Annotated in this window: 20 protein-coding genes and 1 pseudogene; 16 read left to right on the top strand and 5 right to left on the bottom strand. The window is 71.9% G+C overall.

Annotated features, from left to right (window positions below; genetic code table 11):
• Positions 1-30: 30 nt before the first annotated feature.
• Together V5P93_RS05080 and V5P93_RS05085 are read right to left on the bottom strand one after the other, a co-directional pair.
• Entirely contained in the window at positions 31-1,146 is a 1,116-nt protein-coding gene (locus V5P93_RS05080; protein ID WP_374065399.1) for a hypothetical protein, read from the bottom strand.
• 552 nt (positions 1,147-1,698) lie between these two features.
• Positions 1,699-2,208, bottom strand: coding sequence for a hypothetical protein (locus V5P93_RS05085; protein ID WP_104476853.1), 510 nt, complete (start codon positions 2,206-2,208; stop codon positions 1,699-1,701).
• An 18-nt stretch (positions 2,209-2,226) separates the two neighbouring features.
• Between V5P93_RS05085 and V5P93_RS05090 the strand changes: the two genes are divergently transcribed.
• Positions 2,227-3,129, top strand: coding sequence for a hypothetical protein (locus V5P93_RS05090; protein ID WP_104476852.1), 903 nt, complete (start codon positions 2,227-2,229; stop codon positions 3,127-3,129).
• Between the two features lie 199 nt (positions 3,130-3,328).
• Here the strand turns inward: V5P93_RS05090 and corA are convergent, their stop codons facing one another.
• Positions 3,329-4,414 (bottom strand): magnesium/cobalt transporter CorA, encoded by a 1,086-nt coding sequence (gene corA, locus V5P93_RS05095; protein ID WP_104476850.1) that lies wholly within the window; start codon positions 4,412-4,414, stop codon positions 3,329-3,331.
• 397 nt (positions 4,415-4,811) lie between these two features.
• Between corA and V5P93_RS05100 the strand changes: the two genes are divergently transcribed.
• Together V5P93_RS05100 and V5P93_RS05105 are read left to right on the top strand one after the other, a co-directional pair.
• Complete coding sequence (locus V5P93_RS05100; RefSeq protein ID WP_104476848.1) at positions 4,812-5,315, top strand: MaoC family dehydratase; 504 nt, start codon at positions 4,812-4,814, stop codon at positions 5,313-5,315.
• Between the two features lie 18 nt (positions 5,316-5,333).
• A complete protein-coding gene (locus V5P93_RS05105; RefSeq protein ID WP_104476846.1) occupies positions 5,334-6,449 on the top strand; it encodes a DUF2332 domain-containing protein in 1,116 nt (371 codons plus the stop codon).
• A 3-nt stretch (positions 6,450-6,452) separates the two neighbouring features.
• Here V5P93_RS05105 and V5P93_RS05110 read toward each other — a convergent pair whose 3' ends face one another.
• A complete protein-coding gene (locus tag V5P93_RS05110) occupies positions 6,453-6,875 on the bottom strand; it encodes an NUDIX hydrolase (protein WP_104476844.1) in 423 nt (140 codons plus the stop codon).
• 145 nt (positions 6,876-7,020) lie between these two features.
• Between V5P93_RS05110 and V5P93_RS05115 the strand changes: the two genes are divergently transcribed.
• From V5P93_RS05115 to V5P93_RS05130, 4 genes are all read left to right on the top strand, one after another.
• Positions 7,021-7,185 carry a hypothetical protein gene (locus V5P93_RS05115; RefSeq protein WP_181043305.1) on the top strand — a complete coding sequence of 55 codons (165 nt, stop codon included), beginning with the start codon at positions 7,021-7,023 and terminating at the stop codon, positions 7,183-7,185.
• Positions 7,186-7,204: 19 nt separating this feature from the next.
• On the top strand, positions 7,205-7,777 hold the full coding sequence (locus tag V5P93_RS05120; RefSeq protein ID WP_104476842.1) for a PH domain-containing protein: 573 nt from the start codon (positions 7,205-7,207) through the stop codon (positions 7,775-7,777).
• A gap of 79 nt (positions 7,778-7,856) precedes the next feature.
• Positions 7,857-8,720, top strand: coding sequence for a PHP domain-containing protein (locus tag V5P93_RS05125; RefSeq protein ID WP_104477739.1), 864 nt, complete (start codon positions 7,857-7,859; stop codon positions 8,718-8,720).
• On the top strand, positions 8,720-9,340 hold the full coding sequence (locus tag V5P93_RS05130) for a MarC family protein (RefSeq protein ID WP_104476840.1): 621 nt from the start codon (positions 8,720-8,722) through the stop codon (positions 9,338-9,340). The genes V5P93_RS05125 and V5P93_RS05130 overlap by 1 nt, the downstream gene beginning before the upstream one ends.
• Here the strand turns inward: V5P93_RS05130 and V5P93_RS05135 are convergent.
• Positions 9,337-9,684 carry an ArsC/Spx/MgsR family protein gene (locus V5P93_RS05135; protein ID WP_104476838.1) on the bottom strand — a complete coding sequence of 116 codons (348 nt, stop codon included), beginning with the start codon at positions 9,682-9,684 and terminating at the stop codon, positions 9,337-9,339. The genes V5P93_RS05130 and V5P93_RS05135 overlap by 4 nt on opposite strands.
• A gap of 83 nt (positions 9,685-9,767) precedes the next feature.
• Here V5P93_RS05135 and V5P93_RS05140 point away from each other — a divergent pair, with 83 nt between their 5' ends.
• The 9 genes and pseudogenes from V5P93_RS05140 to V5P93_RS05180 all read left to right on the top strand — a co-directional run.
• Complete coding sequence (locus V5P93_RS05140; protein WP_181043344.1) at positions 9,768-10,574, top strand: PD-(D/E)XK nuclease family protein; 807 nt, start codon at positions 9,768-9,770, stop codon at positions 10,572-10,574.
• Positions 10,571-10,975 (top strand): hypothetical protein, encoded by a 405-nt coding sequence (locus tag V5P93_RS05145; RefSeq protein ID WP_245931027.1) that lies wholly within the window; start codon positions 10,571-10,573, stop codon positions 10,973-10,975. Before V5P93_RS05140 ends, V5P93_RS05145 begins: the two co-directional genes overlap by 4 nt.
• A gap of 250 nt (positions 10,976-11,225) precedes the next feature.
• The gene (locus V5P93_RS05150; protein ID WP_146107913.1) at positions 11,226-12,365 is read left to right on the top strand and encodes a WXG100 family type VII secretion target; all 1,140 of its coding nucleotides are present in this window, start codon (positions 11,226-11,228) and stop codon (positions 12,363-12,365) included.
• An 8-nt stretch (positions 12,366-12,373) separates the two neighbouring features.
• A complete protein-coding gene (locus V5P93_RS05155) occupies positions 12,374-13,390 on the top strand; it encodes a hypothetical protein (RefSeq protein ID WP_181043304.1) in 1,017 nt (338 codons plus the stop codon).
• On the top strand, positions 13,387-14,229 hold the full coding sequence (locus V5P93_RS05160) for an ESX secretion-associated protein EspG (RefSeq protein WP_181043303.1): 843 nt from the start codon (positions 13,387-13,389) through the stop codon (positions 14,227-14,229). The genes V5P93_RS05155 and V5P93_RS05160 overlap by 4 nt, the downstream gene beginning before the upstream one ends.
• A 103-nt stretch (positions 14,230-14,332) precedes the next feature.
• On the top strand, positions 14,333-15,748 hold the full coding sequence (locus tag V5P93_RS05165) for a WXG100 family type VII secretion target (RefSeq protein WP_104476832.1): 1,416 nt from the start codon (positions 14,333-14,335) through the stop codon (positions 15,746-15,748).
• A gap of 27 nt (positions 15,749-15,775) precedes the next feature.
• Positions 15,776-16,129, top strand: coding sequence for a hypothetical protein (locus V5P93_RS05170; protein WP_104476830.1), 354 nt, complete (start codon positions 15,776-15,778; stop codon positions 16,127-16,129).
• Positions 16,129-16,956, top strand: a complete 828-nt coding sequence (locus tag V5P93_RS05175; RefSeq protein WP_104476828.1) for an ESX secretion-associated protein EspG — start codon at positions 16,129-16,131, stop codon at positions 16,954-16,956. The genes V5P93_RS05170 and V5P93_RS05175 overlap by 1 nt, the downstream gene beginning before the upstream one ends.
• A 445-nt stretch (positions 16,957-17,401) precedes the next feature.
• Positions 17,402-17,470, top strand: a pseudogene (locus V5P93_RS05180) (hypothetical protein); the annotation flags it as partial.
• Positions 17,471-17,824 lie beyond the last annotated feature (354 nt).

Below are 17,824 nucleotides of genomic sequence, written 5' to 3' on the forward strand. Positions count from 1 at the left end.
GAACCGTAATGTGTACCCCTCGCCCCCCGATCATCCGGATAGGGGGTTGGGCTTCCCGACGCGCACCCACAGGCGCGTCCGCCCAGCGACAGGGGACTCGCTATGCAGCCAGGAAACCGGCCGACCACGCCGGAGCCGTCGTCCACCACGCCCGTGTCGCCGCAGGGGGAGGTGGTTGGGGGCGGAGAGGAACCGATCCGCCTCACCCTCTCCCTGAGCACCCGGGCCATCCCCACCCAGGGAGGGGACGGCCGCGACGCGGCGGGCGACGGTGGCTCCCGAGGCACGCCGCCCGCCGCGCCGGACCTGGCCCGGGGCCCGGTTGAGGAGCAGGCACCGACCGCGCAGGCAGACGCGCAAGCAGTTGACGCCCACGCGGAGGTCGGCCACGGCGTGACTGAGCCCCGCACAACAGCCGGAGTTCGGGCACCGACCGGCGGCAAGCCCGGCACAGCCGGGCTTGCCGCCGACGGGCTTGCCGCCGACGGGCTTGCCGCCGACGGGCTTGCCGCCGACGGGCTTGCCGCCGACGGGCTTGCCGCCGACGGGCTTGCCGCCGACGGGCTTGCCGCCGACGGGCTTGCCGCCGACGGGCTTGCCGCCGACGGGCTTGCCGCCGACGGGCTTGCCGCCGACGGGCTTGCCGCCGACGGGCTTGCCGCCGACGGGCTTGCCGCCGACGGGCTTGCCGCCGACGGGCTTGCCGCCGACGGGCTTGCCGCCGACGGGCTTGCCGCCGACGGGCTTGCCGCCGACGGGCTTGCCGCCGACGGGCTTGCCGCCGACGGGCTTGCCGCCGACGGGCTTGCCGCCGACGGGCTTGCCGCCGACGGGCTTGCCGCCGACGGGCTTGCCGCCGACGGGCTTGCCGCCGACGGGCTTGCCGCCGACGGGCTTGCCGCCGACGGGCTTGCCGCCGACGGGCTTGCCGCCGACGGGCTTGCCGCCGACGGGCTTGCCGCCGACGGGCTTGGTGTTGCGGATGGCGGTGGTGTGGACGGCGCTGGTGTGGCTGCTGGTTCGGTCGCTGTTGTTGGTCTGGTCGACCCGGCTGTGGACGGGTCGGAGATGGGTGCCGGGAGTGGCGCTCGGGTGGGTGGCGCCGGGGTGGCGGTTGACGGTGTCGCTTCGACGGGGCGCATCCATGTGGTTGGTGGTGGTCGTGCCGCAGGCGGTGGCGCCGCTTCGGCGGAGGACAGCTCCGGCGTGGTTGGCGGTGCGGCTGTGGCCGGTGGCGTCGTCTTGGAGCGTCGGCCTGGAGTGGTCGGTGATGGTGGTGCCCCGGCTGATGAGGGTGTCGCCTCGGGTGGGGGCTCCGGTGTGGTCGGTGATGGCCGGGCCGTAGGGGTTGCGGGTGCTGCCTTGGGTGCCAGCTCTGCGGGTGGCGGCGGTGGGGTTGGTGGCGCCGTCTTGCAGGGACGGCTTGGAGTAGCGGGAGTTAGCCGTGCGGCGGGGGTCGAGGGTACTGCCTTGGACGGCGGCTCCGGTGTGGTTGGCGGCGCCGGTGGTGTGGTCGACAGTGCTGCTTTGGCGGGGCGACCTGATGTCGGTGGTGGGCGTGCCTCGGTCGTTGATGGCACTACCTCGGAAAGTGGCTCCGGGGTGGTGGGTGACGGCGGTGGTGTGGCGGTGGTTGGTGTCGCCACCTCTGTCGCTGCCTCGGAGGGGCAGGCCGGGGTGGTCGGCGGTGATCGTGCCTCAGGTGCCGGCGGTACCGGGGTGGTTGGTGAAGGCAGTTCCGTGGGCCTGGCTGCGGGGAGCGGCGGGGCTGCGGGAGAGACCGCCGGGACAGGGGCGGTTCCGGGGCGAGTCCCGGTCGGTGTCCGGACACCGACCGGGGTCGCGGTTGATGTCCCTGGTGTGGGTGAAGGCGGTGGCGTGGAGGTTGGCGGTGGTGCAGCGGTAGGTGCCGGCCTGGCGACGGGCGGTGGCGTCCAGGTGGGTACGGGCCCAGGGGCGGGGCGTGCTGTTGGTGGGGCGGCTGTGGTTGGCGATCCGGTGTTGCCCGCGGGCGAGCCGGGGCGGATCGGCGGCGAGCGCGGCGGGGTGGTCGTGGATGGTGCGGCGGGTGCGGGTGTTGGTGGGTTGGCGTTGGTTGATGAGGGGGTGTTGTTCGCGGAAGGGGTTGCCGAGCGGGAGACAGGTGGGGTTGGGGTAGTCGTCGGGGTGGTGGGGCCTGATTGGTCTCGGAAGATCGAGGAGTTGCATCCGGCTTCGCCTTGGCGGATGGGGATCGCGGAGCGGTTGCAGCGGTTGCAGGCCGACATCGACGGGCGTGGTGGGCGGGTGCCCCGGGCGGTTTACGGGGCGATGGCCATCGCGGCTCGGGCGGCGGGGCAGCGGAGTTCGCCTGCCCGGTGGTACTCCGGGACGAGCATCGAGCGGGCGTGGCGGGCGGTGCACCTCGCCGAGGAGGTGCTGGTGTCGTCGGCGCCGGACCTCAACGGGCGGGTGTCCGATGTTCGGGCTCGGGTGGCGCGGAAGCTGCCCGAGAAGGACGCTCGGGTGCGGGCGCTCGACCCGGTGTCGTTCTTCACGATGGACGACTCCGGGCAGCGGCTGGCCGTGCTCCTCGGTCTCCGCGCGGTCCACGACGCCTCGCACGCGGCGGCTACGGCGGTGCGGAGCCTGCGGAACCGGATCATCCTGTTCGGGTTGCTGCTGTTGGCGATAAACCTCGCGATCGGTGGGCTGACCGCCGTCAACGAGCGGATGTTGCCGCTGTGCCTCGGGGAAGGGGCCAACCTCGTCTGCGCGACCGGGGCCACGGTGCCGACCAGCGGGGACGTGTGGTGGCTGCAACTGGTCGGGATGCTCGGCGCGTCGATCGCGGTCGTGGTTCTGTTGCTGCGCACCAAACCCAGCGTCGTGCCGTACACGCTCACGCCCTACCAGGCCATCGTGAAGATACTGCTGGGCGCGATCTTCGCCGTGGTCGGCGTGCTGATGCTGCGCGCCGGGGTGTTCCCCGACCTGGTCGAGGGGCACGCGGGACTGCTGCTTTTCGCCTTGGTACTCGGCTATTCCCAGGAAGTCGGTACGCGCATGCTGGACAACTTCGCCGACCAGGTGGTTCAGCGCGCGCAGCCGTCGTCCGCGCGCGCTGCCACCACTACGACCGCCGCCTGACGGGAATCCCTTGTCAGACCGGGGCTTCCGCGATGAGCACGGTCACTACCGCGATCCAGGTGACGATTATCGCCAGTAGCCAGAACTTCACATTGGTCAGCAGCCGGGTCATGGTGGTACCTCCCATCACGGGGGTGAACGGGGAATCCGGTGTGGCTGAACGACTCGCGCGGGTGGGGAGCGCGGGTGGGTCGTCCGGCTACAACCATCGGTTCTTGCGGAAGATGCGGTACAGCACGATGCACGCGATGAAGATGACGACCATCACCATCGGGTAGCCGAACCGCCACTTCGTTTCCGGCATGAACTCGAAGTTCATGCCGTAGACGCCGACCACCATGGTGGGCACGGCGATGATCGCGGCCCAGGAGGTGATCTTGCGCATGTCGGTGTTCTGCTGCAGCGTGATCTTCGCCAGGGTGGCGTCGACCAGGGTGTTCAACAGCTCGTCGAAGCTGGTTACGCGTTCCGAGACGGTGGTCAGGTGGTCGTCCACGTCGCGGAAGTAGGAGCGGACCTCGTCCGGTACCAGGGGCGAGCAGCCCTCGGCCAGCCTGCGCAGCGGGTTGGCCAGGGGCATGACCGCGCGGCGCAGTTCGAGGATCTCCCGTTTCATCAGGTACATCTGCTCGGCGCTGACCTGGCTGCGCGGCGCGAAGACCGCCTTCTCGATCAGGTCGATGTCGTTCTCGAACGCCTCGGACACCGCCAGGTACGTGTCCACCACGTGGTCGGCGATGGCGTGCAGCACCGCGGCGGGGCCGTGGCGCAGCCGGTCCGGGGCTCCCTCCAGCTCGCCGCGCAGCTGGTGCAGCGCGGAGTGCTTGCCGTGGCGGACGGTCACCACGTAGTCGGCGCCGAGGAAGGCCATGATCTCGCCGGTCTCGACGATCTCGTTGGCCGTGGTGGGCGACTCGTGCTCGACGTAGCGGACCGTCTTGAGCACCATGAACAGGTTGTCGTCGTAGCGGTCCAGCTTCGGGCGCTGGTGCGCGCTGACCGCGTCCTCCACCGCCAGCTCGTGCAGCCCGAACGTCTCGGCCACACCCTGGATCTGCTCGGCGTCGGGTTCGTGCAGACCGATCCACACGAAACCCTCACCGCGGCGGCGGACCTCGGCGACGGCGTCGACGTGCGTCCAGCGGCCGGGTAGGCGCACACCGTCGACGTACACGCCGCAATCGACCACGTACGCCGACAACGGCACCGGGACCGGCGGCGCAGGCGGCGCCGCGACGCGGTTGGCGCGGCCTCTCAGACCGCCGAACGAGGGAATGGAAGGCATCCGGACCTCCAGCGACTCCCGCCGCGCCCGCGCGGCGGACCGGGGGTCCGGTGGTCCGGACCCGGCGGTGACGGAGCGTCCCGGCCGGTATCGACGGTGTCAGCCCAGGGGGCGGGCACCTCCGGAGGAGACGCGGGTACTACTGCAACCAGTCGCGGATTCATGACCATGCGGGTCGCTCATGGCGTCTCACCTCCTTGAGCCGACGGCGGTCGTGGGATGAGCCCAGGCCCTGCCGATCCGACAGCGTACTCCAGGGCGAGGCCCAGTCGACCACGCCCCGGTGAATACGAAACGCACTTTACAACCACCGTGCACTGGCTCACACACCGGTTGCACCCCGGGCGGCCGCCCCGTACACAAGGGAACCTACTCGCCGGTCACATCGGGAGGGCGCGTGCAGTTCGGCCGTTATTACGAGGAGTTCGAGGTCGGTGCCGTCTACAAGCACTGGCCCGGCAAGACCGTCACCGAATACGACGACCACCTGTTCTGCCTGCTCACCATGAACCACCACCCGCTGCACCTCGACGCCCACTACGCGGAGAACTCCACGGATTTCGGCAAGAACGTGGTGGTGGGCAACTACGTCTACTCGCTGCTGCTGGGCATGTCCGTGCCCGACGTCTCCGGCAAGGCCATCGCGAACCTCGAGATCGAGTCGCTGCGCCACGTCAAACCGACCTTCCACGGTGACACCGTCTACGGTGAGTCCGAGGTGCTGGACAAGACGCCGTCGAAGTCCAAGGACGACCGGGGCGTGGTCTACGTCGAGACCCGCGGCTACAAGCAGGACGGGACGGTCGTCTGCACGTTCCGGCGCAAGGTTATGGTGCCCAAGCGCTCCTACGGCGAGGCCCGAGGGGGCGAACAGCCGGGGCGGCCCGAACCCCTGGCCTAGAGACGCGGAGGAAGCCCCGTGGTCGTGGCGTTGGACGAGATCAAGCAACGGCTGCGGCGCTTCGCCGAAGTGGAGGCGGGTGAGGAGTCCCCGCTCTACGCCCACCTCGCCGCGAAGGCGGCCGAGGACGACGAGGTGGCCGCGCTGCTGGGCCCGGCGCAGCCCGGCTTCGGCCACCCCACGCTGCTGCTGGCCGCCGCGCACCGCGCGCTGCAGGCCGAGCCGTTCCACGAGCTGGTCAACTACTACCCGTCGATGGGCGGCAGCTACGGGCTCGACGCGGGCACCTGGCCGCTGTTCCGCGGCTTCGTGCTGGAACGGGCCGACAAGGTCCGCGCCCTGGTCGCGGGGCACACCACCCAGACCAACGAGGTCCGCCGCGCCGCCGTGCTGTACCCGGCGGTCGCGCTCGCGGCCAAGCAGGCGGGCGCCCCGGTCGGGCTGCTGGAGGTGGGGTGCAGCGCGGGTCTGCTGCTCAACCTCGACCGCTACGCCTACCGCTACCAGACCGAGCAGTCCGGGCAGGTCGTGGCCGGTCCGACCAAGACCGCGCTCGGCCTGCACTGCGCGCTCGAGCTCGGCCCGGACGCCGCGCTGCCGACCATCCCCAAGAAGCTCTCGGTCGTCGCCCGGGTCGGCCTGGACCGGGCGCCGGTCGACCTCGCCGACGAGGACGCGGCGGCCTGGCTGGAGGCGTGCATCTGGGCCGACCAGCCCGAGCGTCAGCGGCTGTTCAGCACCGCCGCCCAGTTGTGGCGCAAGCACCCGCCGGAGCTGGTGCGCGGCGACGCCGTGGCCGACCTGGCCGCCGCCGCGGACCGGGTGCCCGCCGACGCGCCGCTGGTGGTGATCACCAGCCACGTGCTGACCTACCTCGACGACGCCCAGCGCGCCGCGTTCACCGCCGCGCTGGGCGAGCTGGCCGCCGCCCGGCCTCTGTGGTGGGTGAGCGAGGAGGCGTACCCGGCGGCCATGGCCCCGCTGCTGCCCGGCCGCGCGGACCTCGAACCCGCGCCGGGGCAGACCGCGTTCAGCGTCCTGGCGCTCACCAGGTGGGACGGCGGCGCCCCGGAGGCCACCGCGCTGGCCCGCGCGGCCATGCACGGTGAGCGCATGGTCTGGCTTGTCCGATAACCGTCATCCGGGCAGCTCACCCCAGTCCGTCAACTGCTCGAAAAGCGCGGTGACCAGGGCATCCGTGTCGCGCAATGTGGTGAACATCGCAAGATCCACCCAGATGGCCGCATCGGCGTCATCGCCGGGGTGAAGATCACCGCCGGTAACTACGCAGCGGTAATCATGGATCTCGTAGACACCCTTCGGCGAGGGGCGTTCCACGCTGCCCACATGGCGACCGATCGCCACCTCGAGGCCGGTTTCCTCGCGGACCTCCCGTCGCAATGCGACGGTGTCCGACTCTCCTGGCTCGATCTTCCCGCCCGGGATCGACCACAGGCCGCGATCGGGCTCCCGGCCGCGGCGGATCAGCAGCAGCCGATCGCGCCCGTCCCGGATGATCGCGCCGACGCACCTGATCTTCCGAACGCGTTCCCCGCTCATGGCGACGGAGCGTAGCCGTCACACTGTGGTGACCGTCCGCGTTGCCCCAAGAGCGCGACTACCCTCCCCTCGGGCCGCCCGGTGCGGTACAACGGATCTCAATGCAGGCGCCATCTCGGGTGCGTACGGAACGGGGTAGATCGCAGTGGACATCAAGAAGGTCTTGATCATCACTGGGGCCGCTTTGCTCGTCTTCTTCCTGGTGACGCAGCCGGTCCAATCCGCCGGGATCGTCAACTCGATCCTGACCACCCTCCGTGAAGGGGCCGAAGCAGTGATCACCTTCGTGCGCACTGTCTTCTCGAGCTGACACGAAGTAGCGTCGGAGCATGTTCGCCCCCAGGGACCCCGACGAGTACCTGCTCGACTCCGAACGCCGGGTGATCCGGGTGCGCAGGCACTGGGCGAGCCTGGCGTGGCAGGTGTTCGAGGCCGTCGCGCTGCTCACGGTGTGCGTGATGATCTCCTACCTGCTGCCGCCCGCGGCGTGGCTGATCCAGAACATCCTCTGGTACGTCGCGCTCGCGGTCGTGCTCCGCTTCACCTACCAGGTGATCGAGTGGTGGGTCGAGCGGATCGTGGTCACGGACAAGCGGTTCATGATGACCACGGGCGTGTTCACCACACGCGTGCTGATGATGCCCATCAGCAAGGTCACCGACCTCACCTACAAGCGCACGGCGACCGGGCGGATCTTCGGCTACGGCACGATGGTCGTGGAGTCCGCCGGTCAGATCCAGGCGCTGAACAACATCGAGTACCTGCCCAAGCCGGAGCAGGTCTACGACGCCATCTCCGAGTTGGTCTTCGGCGACAAGAAGGCCCAGGCGGAGCGGTTCTCGATGATCAAGGCCCAGCGGTTGGCCCGGGGCGTGCGGCGGTCCAAGAAGGCCGTCGGCTAGTCCGTTCCGGCGGGCTGCTCCGGCCACGGCGGCGACCACCCGCGTCGTGGTGACCTGGCTCATCGTGAACACTGGGCCGGTGCGGATCGATCTCCACTGCCACAGCACGGTGTCCGACGGCACGGACACGCCGACCGAGCTGGTCACCGCCGCGCGCGCGGCGGGGCTGGACGCGGTCGCCATCACCGACCACGACACCACCGCGGGGTGGGACGAGGCCGCCGCCGCGCTGGCACCCGGCCAGCGGTTGCTGCGCGGTGCCGAGCTGACCTGCGCGTCCCCCGACGGCCGCGGCGGGCAGTGCACGATCCACTTGCTGGCCTACCTGTTCGACCCGCACGCTGAGGCCGTGGTCGCCGAACACGCCAAGACCCGCGCCGAGCGCCGCGTCCGCCTGCACGCCATGGCCAGCCGCATGGCCGAGGACGGCTACCCGGTCGACGCCGACGCGCTGATGGCCGAGCTGCCCGGCGACGCCACCGCGGGCCGCCCGCACCTGGCCCAGGCGCTGGTCCGCGCGGGCGTGGTGGACTCGGTCGACCAGGCGTTCAGCGAGCTGCTGCACGGCCGCAACCGCTTCTACGTGCCCAGCCGCCGGACACCGGTGCTCGACGCCATCCGGATGACCAAGGCGGCGGGCGGGGTCACCGTGCTGGCCCACGGGTTCGCCCACCGGCGCGGCCCGACGGTGACCGCCGAGGTGGTCGAGGAACTCGCCGACGCGGGCCTCGACGGGCTGGAGATCGACCACCCGGACCACGAGCCGCCTGCGCGGGTGCAGCTGCGGGAGATCGCGAACCGCCGCGGCATGGTCATCACCGGGTCGAGCGACTACCACGGGACGAACAAGACAATCCGCCTCGGCGCGGAAACCACGGCCCCGGAAATGCTCGATGAGATCGTGTCGCGGGCGACGGGGGCGGAACTGCTCGTGGGTGCCTGATGGCGTTCTTCGACGCCGCCTTGTTCGCCGAGGCGACGATCACGCTGGTGGTCATCATGGACCCGCCGGGAACCGTGCCGGTATTCCTGAGCCTCACCGGCCGCAAAACCCGCGCCACCCGGAATCGCGCCGCCCGGCAGGCCGTGCTGGTTTCCCTCGGCGTGATCAGCCTTTTCGCGCTCAGCGGCGAGGCGATCCTGCGCTACCTGGGAATCGGTATCCCCGCGTTGCAGGGCGCGGGCGGTCTGCTCCTTTTACTGATCGCGCTCGACCTGCTGACCGGTAAGGGCAGCACCGAACCGGAAGCGGTGGAGGACGTCAACGTCGCCCTTGTGCCGCTGGGCACGCCGCTGCTGGCCGGTCCCGGCGCGATCGCGGCGACGATCGTGTTCGTCCGGGAGGCGGGCGGGCACATCGAGTCCTACGTCGCGCTCGGGCTGGCGATCCTGGCCGTGCACGTGATCCTGTACCTGTGCCTGCGGTTCTCCGGCGCGGTGATCCGGCTGATCAAGGACAGCGGGATCACGCTGCTGGCCAAGATCGCCGGTCTGCTGCTCGCGGCCATCGCGGTCCAGCTGGTGGCGAACTCGGTCCGGGGCTTCATCGCGGGCGGCAGCTAGTCCAGCGCCTCGGACAAGGCCTCGGGGGAGCGGGCGACGTAGGCGCGGCCGTCGTCGGTGATGACGATCGGGCGTTCGATCAGCACCGGGTTCGCGGCCAGGACGGCGATCCACGCGTCCCGGTCGCGCGGCAGGTCGGCGAGACCCAACTCCTTGGCCCGCGGCTCCTTGAGCCGGGTGATCTCCCACGGTTGCCTGCCGAGCTTGGTCAGCACCTCCGCGAGCTCCGCGGCCGTCGGCGGCTCGTCGAGGTAGCGCCGCTCGGTGTGGCCGGGCGCCGCGTCGTCGAGGGCGGCCTTGGCCGTGCGGGACTTGGTGCAGCGCGGGTTGTGCCAGATCTCCATGGGGCGATTCTGCCCGGGCGCGATTTGTGTCGGTGCCGGTGCGTACCGTGTGCGGCGTGCAGGAGCAGCTCGGGTTCGACGCCATGCCGAAGAGGCTCATCAAGGTCACGCCCTCCCGGTTGGGGGTCTGGGCGGACTGCCGCCGCCGGTTCCGGATGACCTACGTCGACCGGCCGACGCCACCGAGGGGCGGCCCGTGGGCGCACAGCACCATGGGCGCGGTGGTGCACAACGCGCTCAAGGGCCTGTTCGACCTGCCCCCGGACCGGCGCACCCCGGAGACCGCGGCCAAGCTCGTCGCCGCGCACTGGAAGGACGACGGCTTCGCCGACCAGGCGCAGGCGGGCCAGTTCCGCGAGCGGGCGGCGGGCTGGGTGCACGACTACGTCAAGGACACCGACGTCACCGAGGACCCGGTCGGCCTGGAGCGCTGGGTGTCCGCGCCGGTCGGCACGATCGTCGCCGAGGGGCGGGTCGACCGCATCGACCAGCGCGGCGACGAACTGGTGATCGTCGACTACAAGACCGGCAAGCACGCCCTCACCACCGACGACGCCCGCGGCTCCCAGGCGCTCGCGCTCTACGTGCTCGCCGCGCGCCGCACCCTGCGCAGGCCGTGCACCAAGGTCGAACTGCACCACCTGCCGACGGGCACGGTCGCGTCCTGGGAGCACACCGAGGAATCGCTGGGCCGCCACCTGTCGCGGGCCGAGGAGAGCGCGGACGAGTTCCAGCTCGCCATCGACACCGCCAAGGCCGGTGGCGACCCCGAGGTGCTGTTCCCGCCGAACCCGGGCCGCCAGTGCGGGTGGTGCGACTTCCGGCGCAGCTGCGCCGACGGGCAGGCCGCTGGACCGGCGCTGGACCCATGGGCGATGCTGTCCCCGTGACAGGGCCCACCGAACGCCTGCCCCAAGACCACCAGCCCGACGACGAGGTCACCACCGTCGAACTGCCCCGCGTCCGGCAAGCCGGGGACGACGCGGTGCCGGAACGGGCCGAACCCGAGCAGCGGCGGCCGCGGTCCGGTTTCTGGCGGGAGATCTGCGGCGCGCTCGCCATCGGCCTGTGCGTTCTCGCGCTCATCGTGCTGGTTCTGCAGGTCGTGGCCTGGAGCAAGGGCGTGCCGGGGCCCGGCGTCGGTGTGCTGCTCGGGCACTTCGCGATGGCCGCGGTCGCGGTGCTCGCGCAGTGGTTCGCCGACCGCAGGCGCGGCCCGGAGGCCGCCCTGGCGATGCTCGTGGTGGGCATCGCGACCGGTGTCGCGATCTGGTTCTTCTGGTGGGCCTAGGCCATTCGGGTGGCGCCGGAAGCGCTGCGCGGCAAACACTTCCGCGCGCCGGGTCGAACTCTTCGTGACAACTCCGGTATCCGCCGCGGGGTATCGATGCCGGTGCGCGGAGCGAGGAGTGATGGGGAGGGAACTGTTGGTGCCGGGTCCGCGTCCTAACGGTTAGCGTGTTCGTCGGGAGCGGGCGTCCTAGGGGTTTTCCGGGGAACGGCGGCCGGGTGGGCCGCCGAGGGGGGTCTTTGCAGCGATGGTGACAGGGCGGCAGGCGGACGACCGGTACGTGACCGGCGGGGTCAACTGGGAGTCCTACTCGCTGGAGCAACTGGTCAAGATGGTCGCCGAACAGGCCAGCGCACCCCAACTGGAGCGCCTGGCCGACGACTGGCGGGCCGCCGGGACCGAGGTCGTGGACGCCTCCGACGTGCTGCGGCGGGCGTTGGACGACCTGATGGACTTCTGGTCCGGTACCGCGGCCGAGCAGGCCCGCACGGACGTCGCGCTCAACGCGCAGTGGGTCGCCGACCTCGGCGAGACCGCGCACCAGATCGGCGACCCGATCCAGGAGGCGGCGGGCGCGCTCAAGGCCGCCCAGGACGCCATGCCCGACTTACCCGACAAGCCCGCCGTCCCACCCGCGCAGGCCGCCGACAGCGCCGCGCGCGGCCTGGACGCGGGCGGTCCGCTGGTCTCGGCGATCACCGGCACGGCCGCGGGCGCGGAGAGCGCCTTCACCGCCGAGCAGGAGCAGGCCCAGCTCAAGGTGCGCGCCGTCGAGGCGATGAAGCGGTTCGAGGGCGCGGCCATCGGCATCGACCAGGCGACGCCCCGGTTCGAGGAGCGCGGCACCGAGCTGCGCCCGGAGCCGGGCGACCCGGGGACCCCGCAGTTCCCCCCGATCCGGCAGCCACCGTCGCTGCCGCCGGGTGGGATCGACGGGCGGATCTCGTACGAGACGGACGTGCGGCTGCGCTGGGAGTCGCTGACCGCGTCCGGGGACCCGGGCACGGCGGTGCAGAGCCTCGACTCGTCGGCGGGCGGCGGCTCGGCCGGCATCGGCGGTGGGTTCGGTGGTGGTGGCGGTGGTGCCGCGTACGGCGGTGCCGACGCCGGTCGTGCCGCGTTGCAGCCCGGTGGGTCCGTCGGGGTGACGGAGGCCGTCACCGGTGGTGGTCGCGCGCCGGTCCCGATGGGGGGCGGCGGCGGATTGGCCGCCGCTTCCGGGTCGGCCGGTGCGGGCGCCGGGATGGGCGTGGGCGGGATGCCGATGGGCGGCGCGGGCATGGGGGCGGGCGGCTCGGAGTCCGGTGAGTACCGCAGGCGCTACCCGTACGACGCCGAGGACCCGTTCGCACTGGACCAGAAGGCGTCGCCGCCGGTCATCGGGCTGTAGGGGGACGAATGCAGGAGATGGAGCAGTACCGGCTCGCCGAGGACCAGGCCGCGGGCAACCCGCCGCCGATGCCGGTCACGGACGTGTTCGCGATCCCGGCCCGCGACCTGACCGCCGGGTCGATCTCGGGCTCTGTGCTGCCCGACGGCGGCGTCCCGGTGGCCGCGGACCCGGTGCACCGCCCCGATCCGCTGCCGGTACCGGACCCCGTGCCGCCGGTGCCCAGCCCGGCGCCGGTCCCGCCGCCGGTGCCCGACGCGTCCGTGCCGAACATCCCGGTTCCGCCGGGTGGGGTCGTGCCGCCGGACTCGCCCGTGCAGCCCGGCGTCGGCCAGCCGCCCGCGCCCGGCGCGCCGGTTCCGCCGCCCGCGCCGACCCACCCGCCCGCGCAGTCCGGTTCCGCCCCGCCCACGGCGCCGTCGATACCGACCGCGCCTGGCCCGGTGGTCCCCGCGGACGCGCCGACCAGCACGCTTCCCCTGCCGCCCAAGGACAACGGGCCGGTCACGACTCTGCCGGGTGCGCCGGAGGGCAGCCAGCAGCCCGGTGACGCCACCGTCACCCTGCCCGCTCCGGGCAAGGACAAGCCGGACAACGGCAAGACCGACCCGGGGACCGAGCAGCCCGACCACGTCGAACCGGGCAGCGCCGAACCGGGGTCGACCCAGCCCGGCGGCACGCCGCCCGCGAACTCGCGCGGCTACTGGGACGTCGACCTCGACCGCCTGCACGGGTTCAGCCTCGCGGTCACCGCCGCCCGGTTCGGGCTCGCCGCCGTGCAGACCCGGGTCGAGCGCATGCAGGGCGACGCGTACACGCCCAAGCTCGGCACCAGCCCGGTCGGCGAGCAGCTGGCCAAGAAGTTCGACGACCGGCTCAACGGCGACGAGGGCCTGCGCGGCCTGCTGGCCGAGGCGATGCGCCGGATGGACCAGTTCATCGAGAGCGCCGAGAAGGTCCGCGACAGCTACCGCGCCGTCGAGTCCACCAACCAGACCGACATCACGGGCACAGGCCGCACGTGACCGAGCTGCCCACGGGACTCGACCCCGACCCGGGATTCCGGGGCGGGGTCGAGGCGTGGCTGCACCCGGCCGAACTCGACCTGCTGTGCACCTTCGCCGAGATCGCCGCGCCGTTCCCGCTGCGCGCCAAGGCCCTCGGCGACCGCCGCGCCGCGTACGCCGCGGCCCGCGCCCAGCTCCACGCCCGAGGTCTGGCCGACCACCGGGGACCGCGCGGCATCGCCGCGGACCTCGTGCACCTGTTGCGCGAAGGGGCGGGCGCGCTCGACATCATGGTTGCCCGTCGGGGCCAGGTACACGGCGCGGTCGTGCTCGCCCAGCGCGGCGAGGGGCTGCTGATCACCCAGGACATCCGGACCGCGGGCGCCCGCGCGCACCTGCTCGCGCTGTCCGCGCACGACGCCGTGGACCGCATGGTCGACCTGGTGCCGGACCTGGCCCCCGCGCTGTCGGCGCCGTTCAGCGTGCCGCGCGCCGCGCTCGACCGCGTGCACCGGGCCATCCAGGCCGCGACCGAACCGGACGGCTCACCCCGCAGGCTCGAGCCCGACGAGGTCGACCGGCTGCTGCGCGCGCACGGCATCGACGACCAGACCGCCAGGAAGATGGCCACGCACCTGCAACCGGTGCTGGGCAACGGCCAGGCGGGCGTGGCAGTCCGCCGGGGCTACGGCGACGAATGGACCAGGTCCGGCGACGAGGTGCGCTGGCTGGACACCGCGCGCGGCCGGTTCCGGCTGGCCGCCGACGAGACCGGCGAGTGGATGAGCGTCAACCCGTTGCCGCGCGAGGAGTTACGCACGCAAATACGTGGGCTGGCGGGCGAGCTGTGGTGGTGACGGTGGGTACGGACCGTCGGTGTCATCAGCTACCGTGACGAACGGGATTCAGGGGAAGAACAACCCGGTCCGGTGACCCCGGGCTGAGGGAGGGGCGCGGGAGATGATCGGCGATCTTGGCGATCTGGTCGCCCGGATGACGCAGCAGGCCCGGCAGGCCTCGGCCGCCAGGGCCGCGGCGGACCAGCAGCGCAGGCAGCGGCGCGAGGTCGACGACAGCTACGTCGTCGGCGGCACCAACTGGGACGGCTACTCGCTCAAGTCGCTGCAGCGGATGGTCGGCGACCAGGCGAACCCGGCCCAGCTGGACATGCTGGCCACCGAGTGGGCCCGCTACGGCGACAAGGTCGCCCAGGCCTCCCGCGACCTGTCGCGCTCGCTGGCGAAGCTGATGCCGTACTGGTCCGGCGCCGCCTCCGAGGACGCCAAGCGGGTCGTGGTCGGCAACGCCGCCTGGATCTCCCAGCTCGGCGGCACGGCCAAGAGCATGGCCGACCCGATCCAGGACGCGGGCGGCGCGCTGCGCTCGGCCCAGTCCACCATGCCCGGCGGCTCGCCCAGCAGCCCGTTCCTGGCCAGCGCCGGTGGCGGCGCGGCGGCGGGCTTCGCGGTCGGCGGCCCCATCGGCGCGGCCTTCGGCGCCGCGCTGGGCGGTATGGCGAGCGCGTTCGGCTTCGGCAGCAACAAGAAGAAGATGAAGCGCAAGGCCGTGCAGACCATGAGCCGCTTCGAGACCGCGGTCATGGGCATCGACGGCACCACCCCCCGCTTCGGCACCCCGGCCGACGGCGTGCACCCCGGCCCGGCGCCGGTCGTGCCGCGGCCGCCGCAGGTCACCCCGCCCGGCCCCGGCGTCACGCTGCCGCCCGGCCCGGCGCACCCGCCGCACCTGCCCGGCACGCAGCCGCCGCCGCACTACCCGGGCGCGCCGAGCCAGGGCACCACGCCGTCGTTCACCCCCGGCGTGGACAAGGGCTGGGACCAGCACTGGCGGGACATCACCAACAACGGCCACAACAACCGGGTCCCGCTGCCCAGCGGTCCGGGCGCGAACGGCATCGGCGGCACGGGTCCGTTCGGTCCGGGTGGGCCGGTCGGCGGACCGTTCGGCAACGGCCGCCCCATCGGCGGACCGGGCTCCGGTCGGCTGGGCTCCGGCCCGAGCGGCGGCCGCGGCGGCCCCTTCGGCGCGCCCGGTGCGAACGGTCGCGGCGCGGACGGCAGCCGCACCCGCGGCGGCGCGGGCCGCGGTGTCGGCGCGGGCTCGGGCGGTCTCGGCGGCGCGCCCGGCAGCGGCGCGGGTCGCGGCGGTCGCAACGGGACCCGGGGCGCGAGCCGGTTCGGCCGGGCGAACGCGTTCGGCGCGGACCCGCACGGGCGCAACAACAACGGCTACGGCATGCCGCCGGGTGCGCGCGACAAGGAAGAGGACGACGAGTACCGCAGGCGCGTCCCGATCGAGGAAGACCCGTTCACCACCGCCGACCTGACCGCCGCCCCGCCGGTCATCGGCCTGTAGCCCCCTTCCGGCAGAGAGAAGGCCCTTGTGTACGTCGACGAACCAGGCAGCAACTCGGCCGCGGGCAGCGGCTGGCAGGTCGAGCCGGAGCAGGTCCGCGAGTTCGCCGCGGCGGTCGCGGAGGTCCGCGCCGACCTGGACGAGATCTTCGCCGAGGTCGCCGAGCTGACCAGCCCGGCGTACCTGCCGATGCTCGGCACCAGCCCGGTCGGCCAGCAGCTGGCGGAGAAGTTCAACGACCGCCTGGCCAGCGAGTCCGGCCTGAAGGGCCAACTGGAGACCGCCCTGCAGCGCATGGAGGAGTTCGTCTCCAGCGCCGAGCGCACCGCCAACCACTACGAGCAGAGCGACACGGCCAACGCCCAGCGCTACGGCGCCTGATGGACGCGGTGCCCGGCGTAGCCCTGCACCCGGTCGAGCTGGACCTGCTGTGCACCTTCGCGCAGGTCCAGCCCCCGTTCCCGCTCGAAGCACCGTCCACCGGCACCTCGGACGTGGAACGGCAGGTGCTGTTCGGCGCGGCGGCGCAGGAACTGCGGGACCGGGAACTGGCGGACGAGGACGGACCGCTGGACGTCGCGGAGGAGTTCGTCTACCTGCTGCGCAACTGCACCGGGGTGCTGGACCTGGTGCTGAACCGGGAATCCGGCCCACTCGCGGCAGCGGTGCTGACCCTGCGGGACGAGGCGCTGCTGGTCACCCAGGACAGCACGGACCCACACGGGATGACCTGGTTGTGGGCGGCGACCCTGGACGAGGCGGTAGCCCGCCTGGCGTCCTTCATCCCGCGCGCGGAGACACCGGTGACGACGCCGTTCAGCCTGCCGCTGCGGCCCCTGCAGGCAGCGTTCGACGTGATGATGTCGCGGATGCCGGAGAACGGGGCGGGCCCCGTGCCGATGAGCCAGCGGGAGATCGAGGAACTCCTGAACGCACACGGGATCGACGACCGCGTCGCCCGGCGGATGGTGTCGAGCTTGCAGCCGGTGGTGGGGAACGGGCAGCTCGGGGTGGCCGTCCGGGACGAGTCGGAGGACCAGTGGCGTCGTGGGGGACGGGAACTGCGGTGGTTGGACACGGACCGCGGGCGGTACCGGCTGGCGAATGTGGACGGGGATGGGGACGGGGACGCTTGGATGAGCGTCAATCCGTTGGGGAATGAGGAGTTGTACGGGGAACTGCGGTCGCTGGCCGTGCGCATCCGCTGACGGCCGGAGCCTCGATCCCGTAAACCGCCACCTGGTCCAGCCAACTCCCACTCCAGCACTCTTCTCTCCCAAGCCATCGCAGAACCGACTGCCCGAATTCCCCAGCCCCCACCCATCGCATTTCTTGTCGAGCTACCCCGCAACCGCCGCAGAAGCCCCACCCCCACTCCCACCTAACGCATTTCTCCCCAACCACCCCCACAACCGCCGCAGGATCCCAGCCCCCACCAGAACGCAACGCGCCCCTGCCATACGCCTTGATTGGGTGGACTTGCTTTGTGTGTGTGGGCCTGCCAAGCTGTCCGGCGGGTGGGGTGGCTTGCCCATCCCCACCGCTTTTGCCCCGCCGCAGGTTCGTAGGGGCCCTTGACCTCAACTGGTCGATGCGCTGGCGTGCGATGGTCTTCGTGGGTGGGTGATCGGAGATCATGTCGTGGCGTGTCGGGTGAGTTTGAGTGCCGAGGAGCGGGAGACGATCTCGCGGGAGTTGCGGGCGAGGCGGTCGTTTCGGTTTATCGGCAGGGTGTTGGGTCGGCATCATTCGGTGGTCGCTCGTGAGGTCGCCCGTGATGGCGGGAGATTGGCCTATCGAGCGTTGAAGTCGGGCACGCGTGCCGCGGTCATGCGGAAACGACCGAAGCCGCGGAAGCTGGAGCAGTCTGGTCGACTGCGCGAGTATGTGATGGCGGGCTTGGATCGCCGGTGGTCGCCGCGGCAGATCGCGACGAGAATGCGGGTGGAGTTTCCGACCGAGCCGGAGATGCGCGGGTCCCACGAGACGATCTGCCAGACCCTGTTCGTCCAGGGGAAAGGCGAGTTGCGGGCCATGATGTACAAGGCCCTGCGCTCTGGCCGGGCGAAGCGGGTG

It is taken from the genome of Actinokineospora auranticolor (assembly GCF_041897805.1).
GTDB classification, from domain to species: Bacteria; Actinomycetota; Actinomycetes; order Mycobacteriales; family Pseudonocardiaceae; genus Actinokineospora; species Actinokineospora auranticolor.

Excerpts from the sequence above, each read along its gene's own strand:
- V5P93_RS05080 (WP_374065399.1), bottom strand. The coding sequence starts at position 1,146 with ATGGATGCGCCCCGTCGAAGCGACACCGTCAACCGCCACCCCGGCGCC.
- V5P93_RS05085 (WP_104476853.1), bottom strand. The coding sequence starts at position 2,208 with ATGCAACTCCTCGATCTTCCGAGACCAATCAGGCCCCACCACCCCGAC.
- V5P93_RS05090 (WP_104476852.1), top strand. The coding sequence starts at position 2,227 with ATGGGGATCGCGGAGCGGTTGCAGCGGTTGCAGGCCGACATCGACGGG.
- corA (WP_104476850.1), bottom strand. The coding sequence starts at position 4,414 with ATGCCTTCCATTCCCTCGTTCGGCGGTCTGAGAGGCCGCGCCAACCGC.
- V5P93_RS05110 (WP_104476844.1), bottom strand. The coding sequence starts at position 6,875 with ATGAGCGGGGAACGCGTTCGGAAGATCAGGTGCGTCGGCGCGATCATC.
- V5P93_RS05120 (WP_104476842.1), top strand. The coding sequence starts at position 7,205 with ATGTTCGCCCCCAGGGACCCCGACGAGTACCTGCTCGACTCCGAACGC.
- V5P93_RS05130 (WP_104476840.1), top strand. The coding sequence starts at position 8,720 with ATGGCGTTCTTCGACGCCGCCTTGTTCGCCGAGGCGACGATCACGCTG.
- V5P93_RS05135 (WP_104476838.1), bottom strand. The coding sequence starts at position 9,684 with ATGGAGATCTGGCACAACCCGCGCTGCACCAAGTCCCGCACGGCCAAG.
- V5P93_RS05140 (WP_181043344.1), top strand. The coding sequence starts at position 9,768 with ATGCCGAAGAGGCTCATCAAGGTCACGCCCTCCCGGTTGGGGGTCTGG.
- V5P93_RS05155 (WP_181043304.1), top strand. The coding sequence starts at position 12,374 with ATGCAGGAGATGGAGCAGTACCGGCTCGCCGAGGACCAGGCCGCGGGC.
- V5P93_RS05165 (WP_104476832.1), top strand. The coding sequence starts at position 14,333 with ATGATCGGCGATCTTGGCGATCTGGTCGCCCGGATGACGCAGCAGGCC.
- V5P93_RS05175 (WP_104476828.1), top strand. The coding sequence starts at position 16,129 with ATGGACGCGGTGCCCGGCGTAGCCCTGCACCCGGTCGAGCTGGACCTG.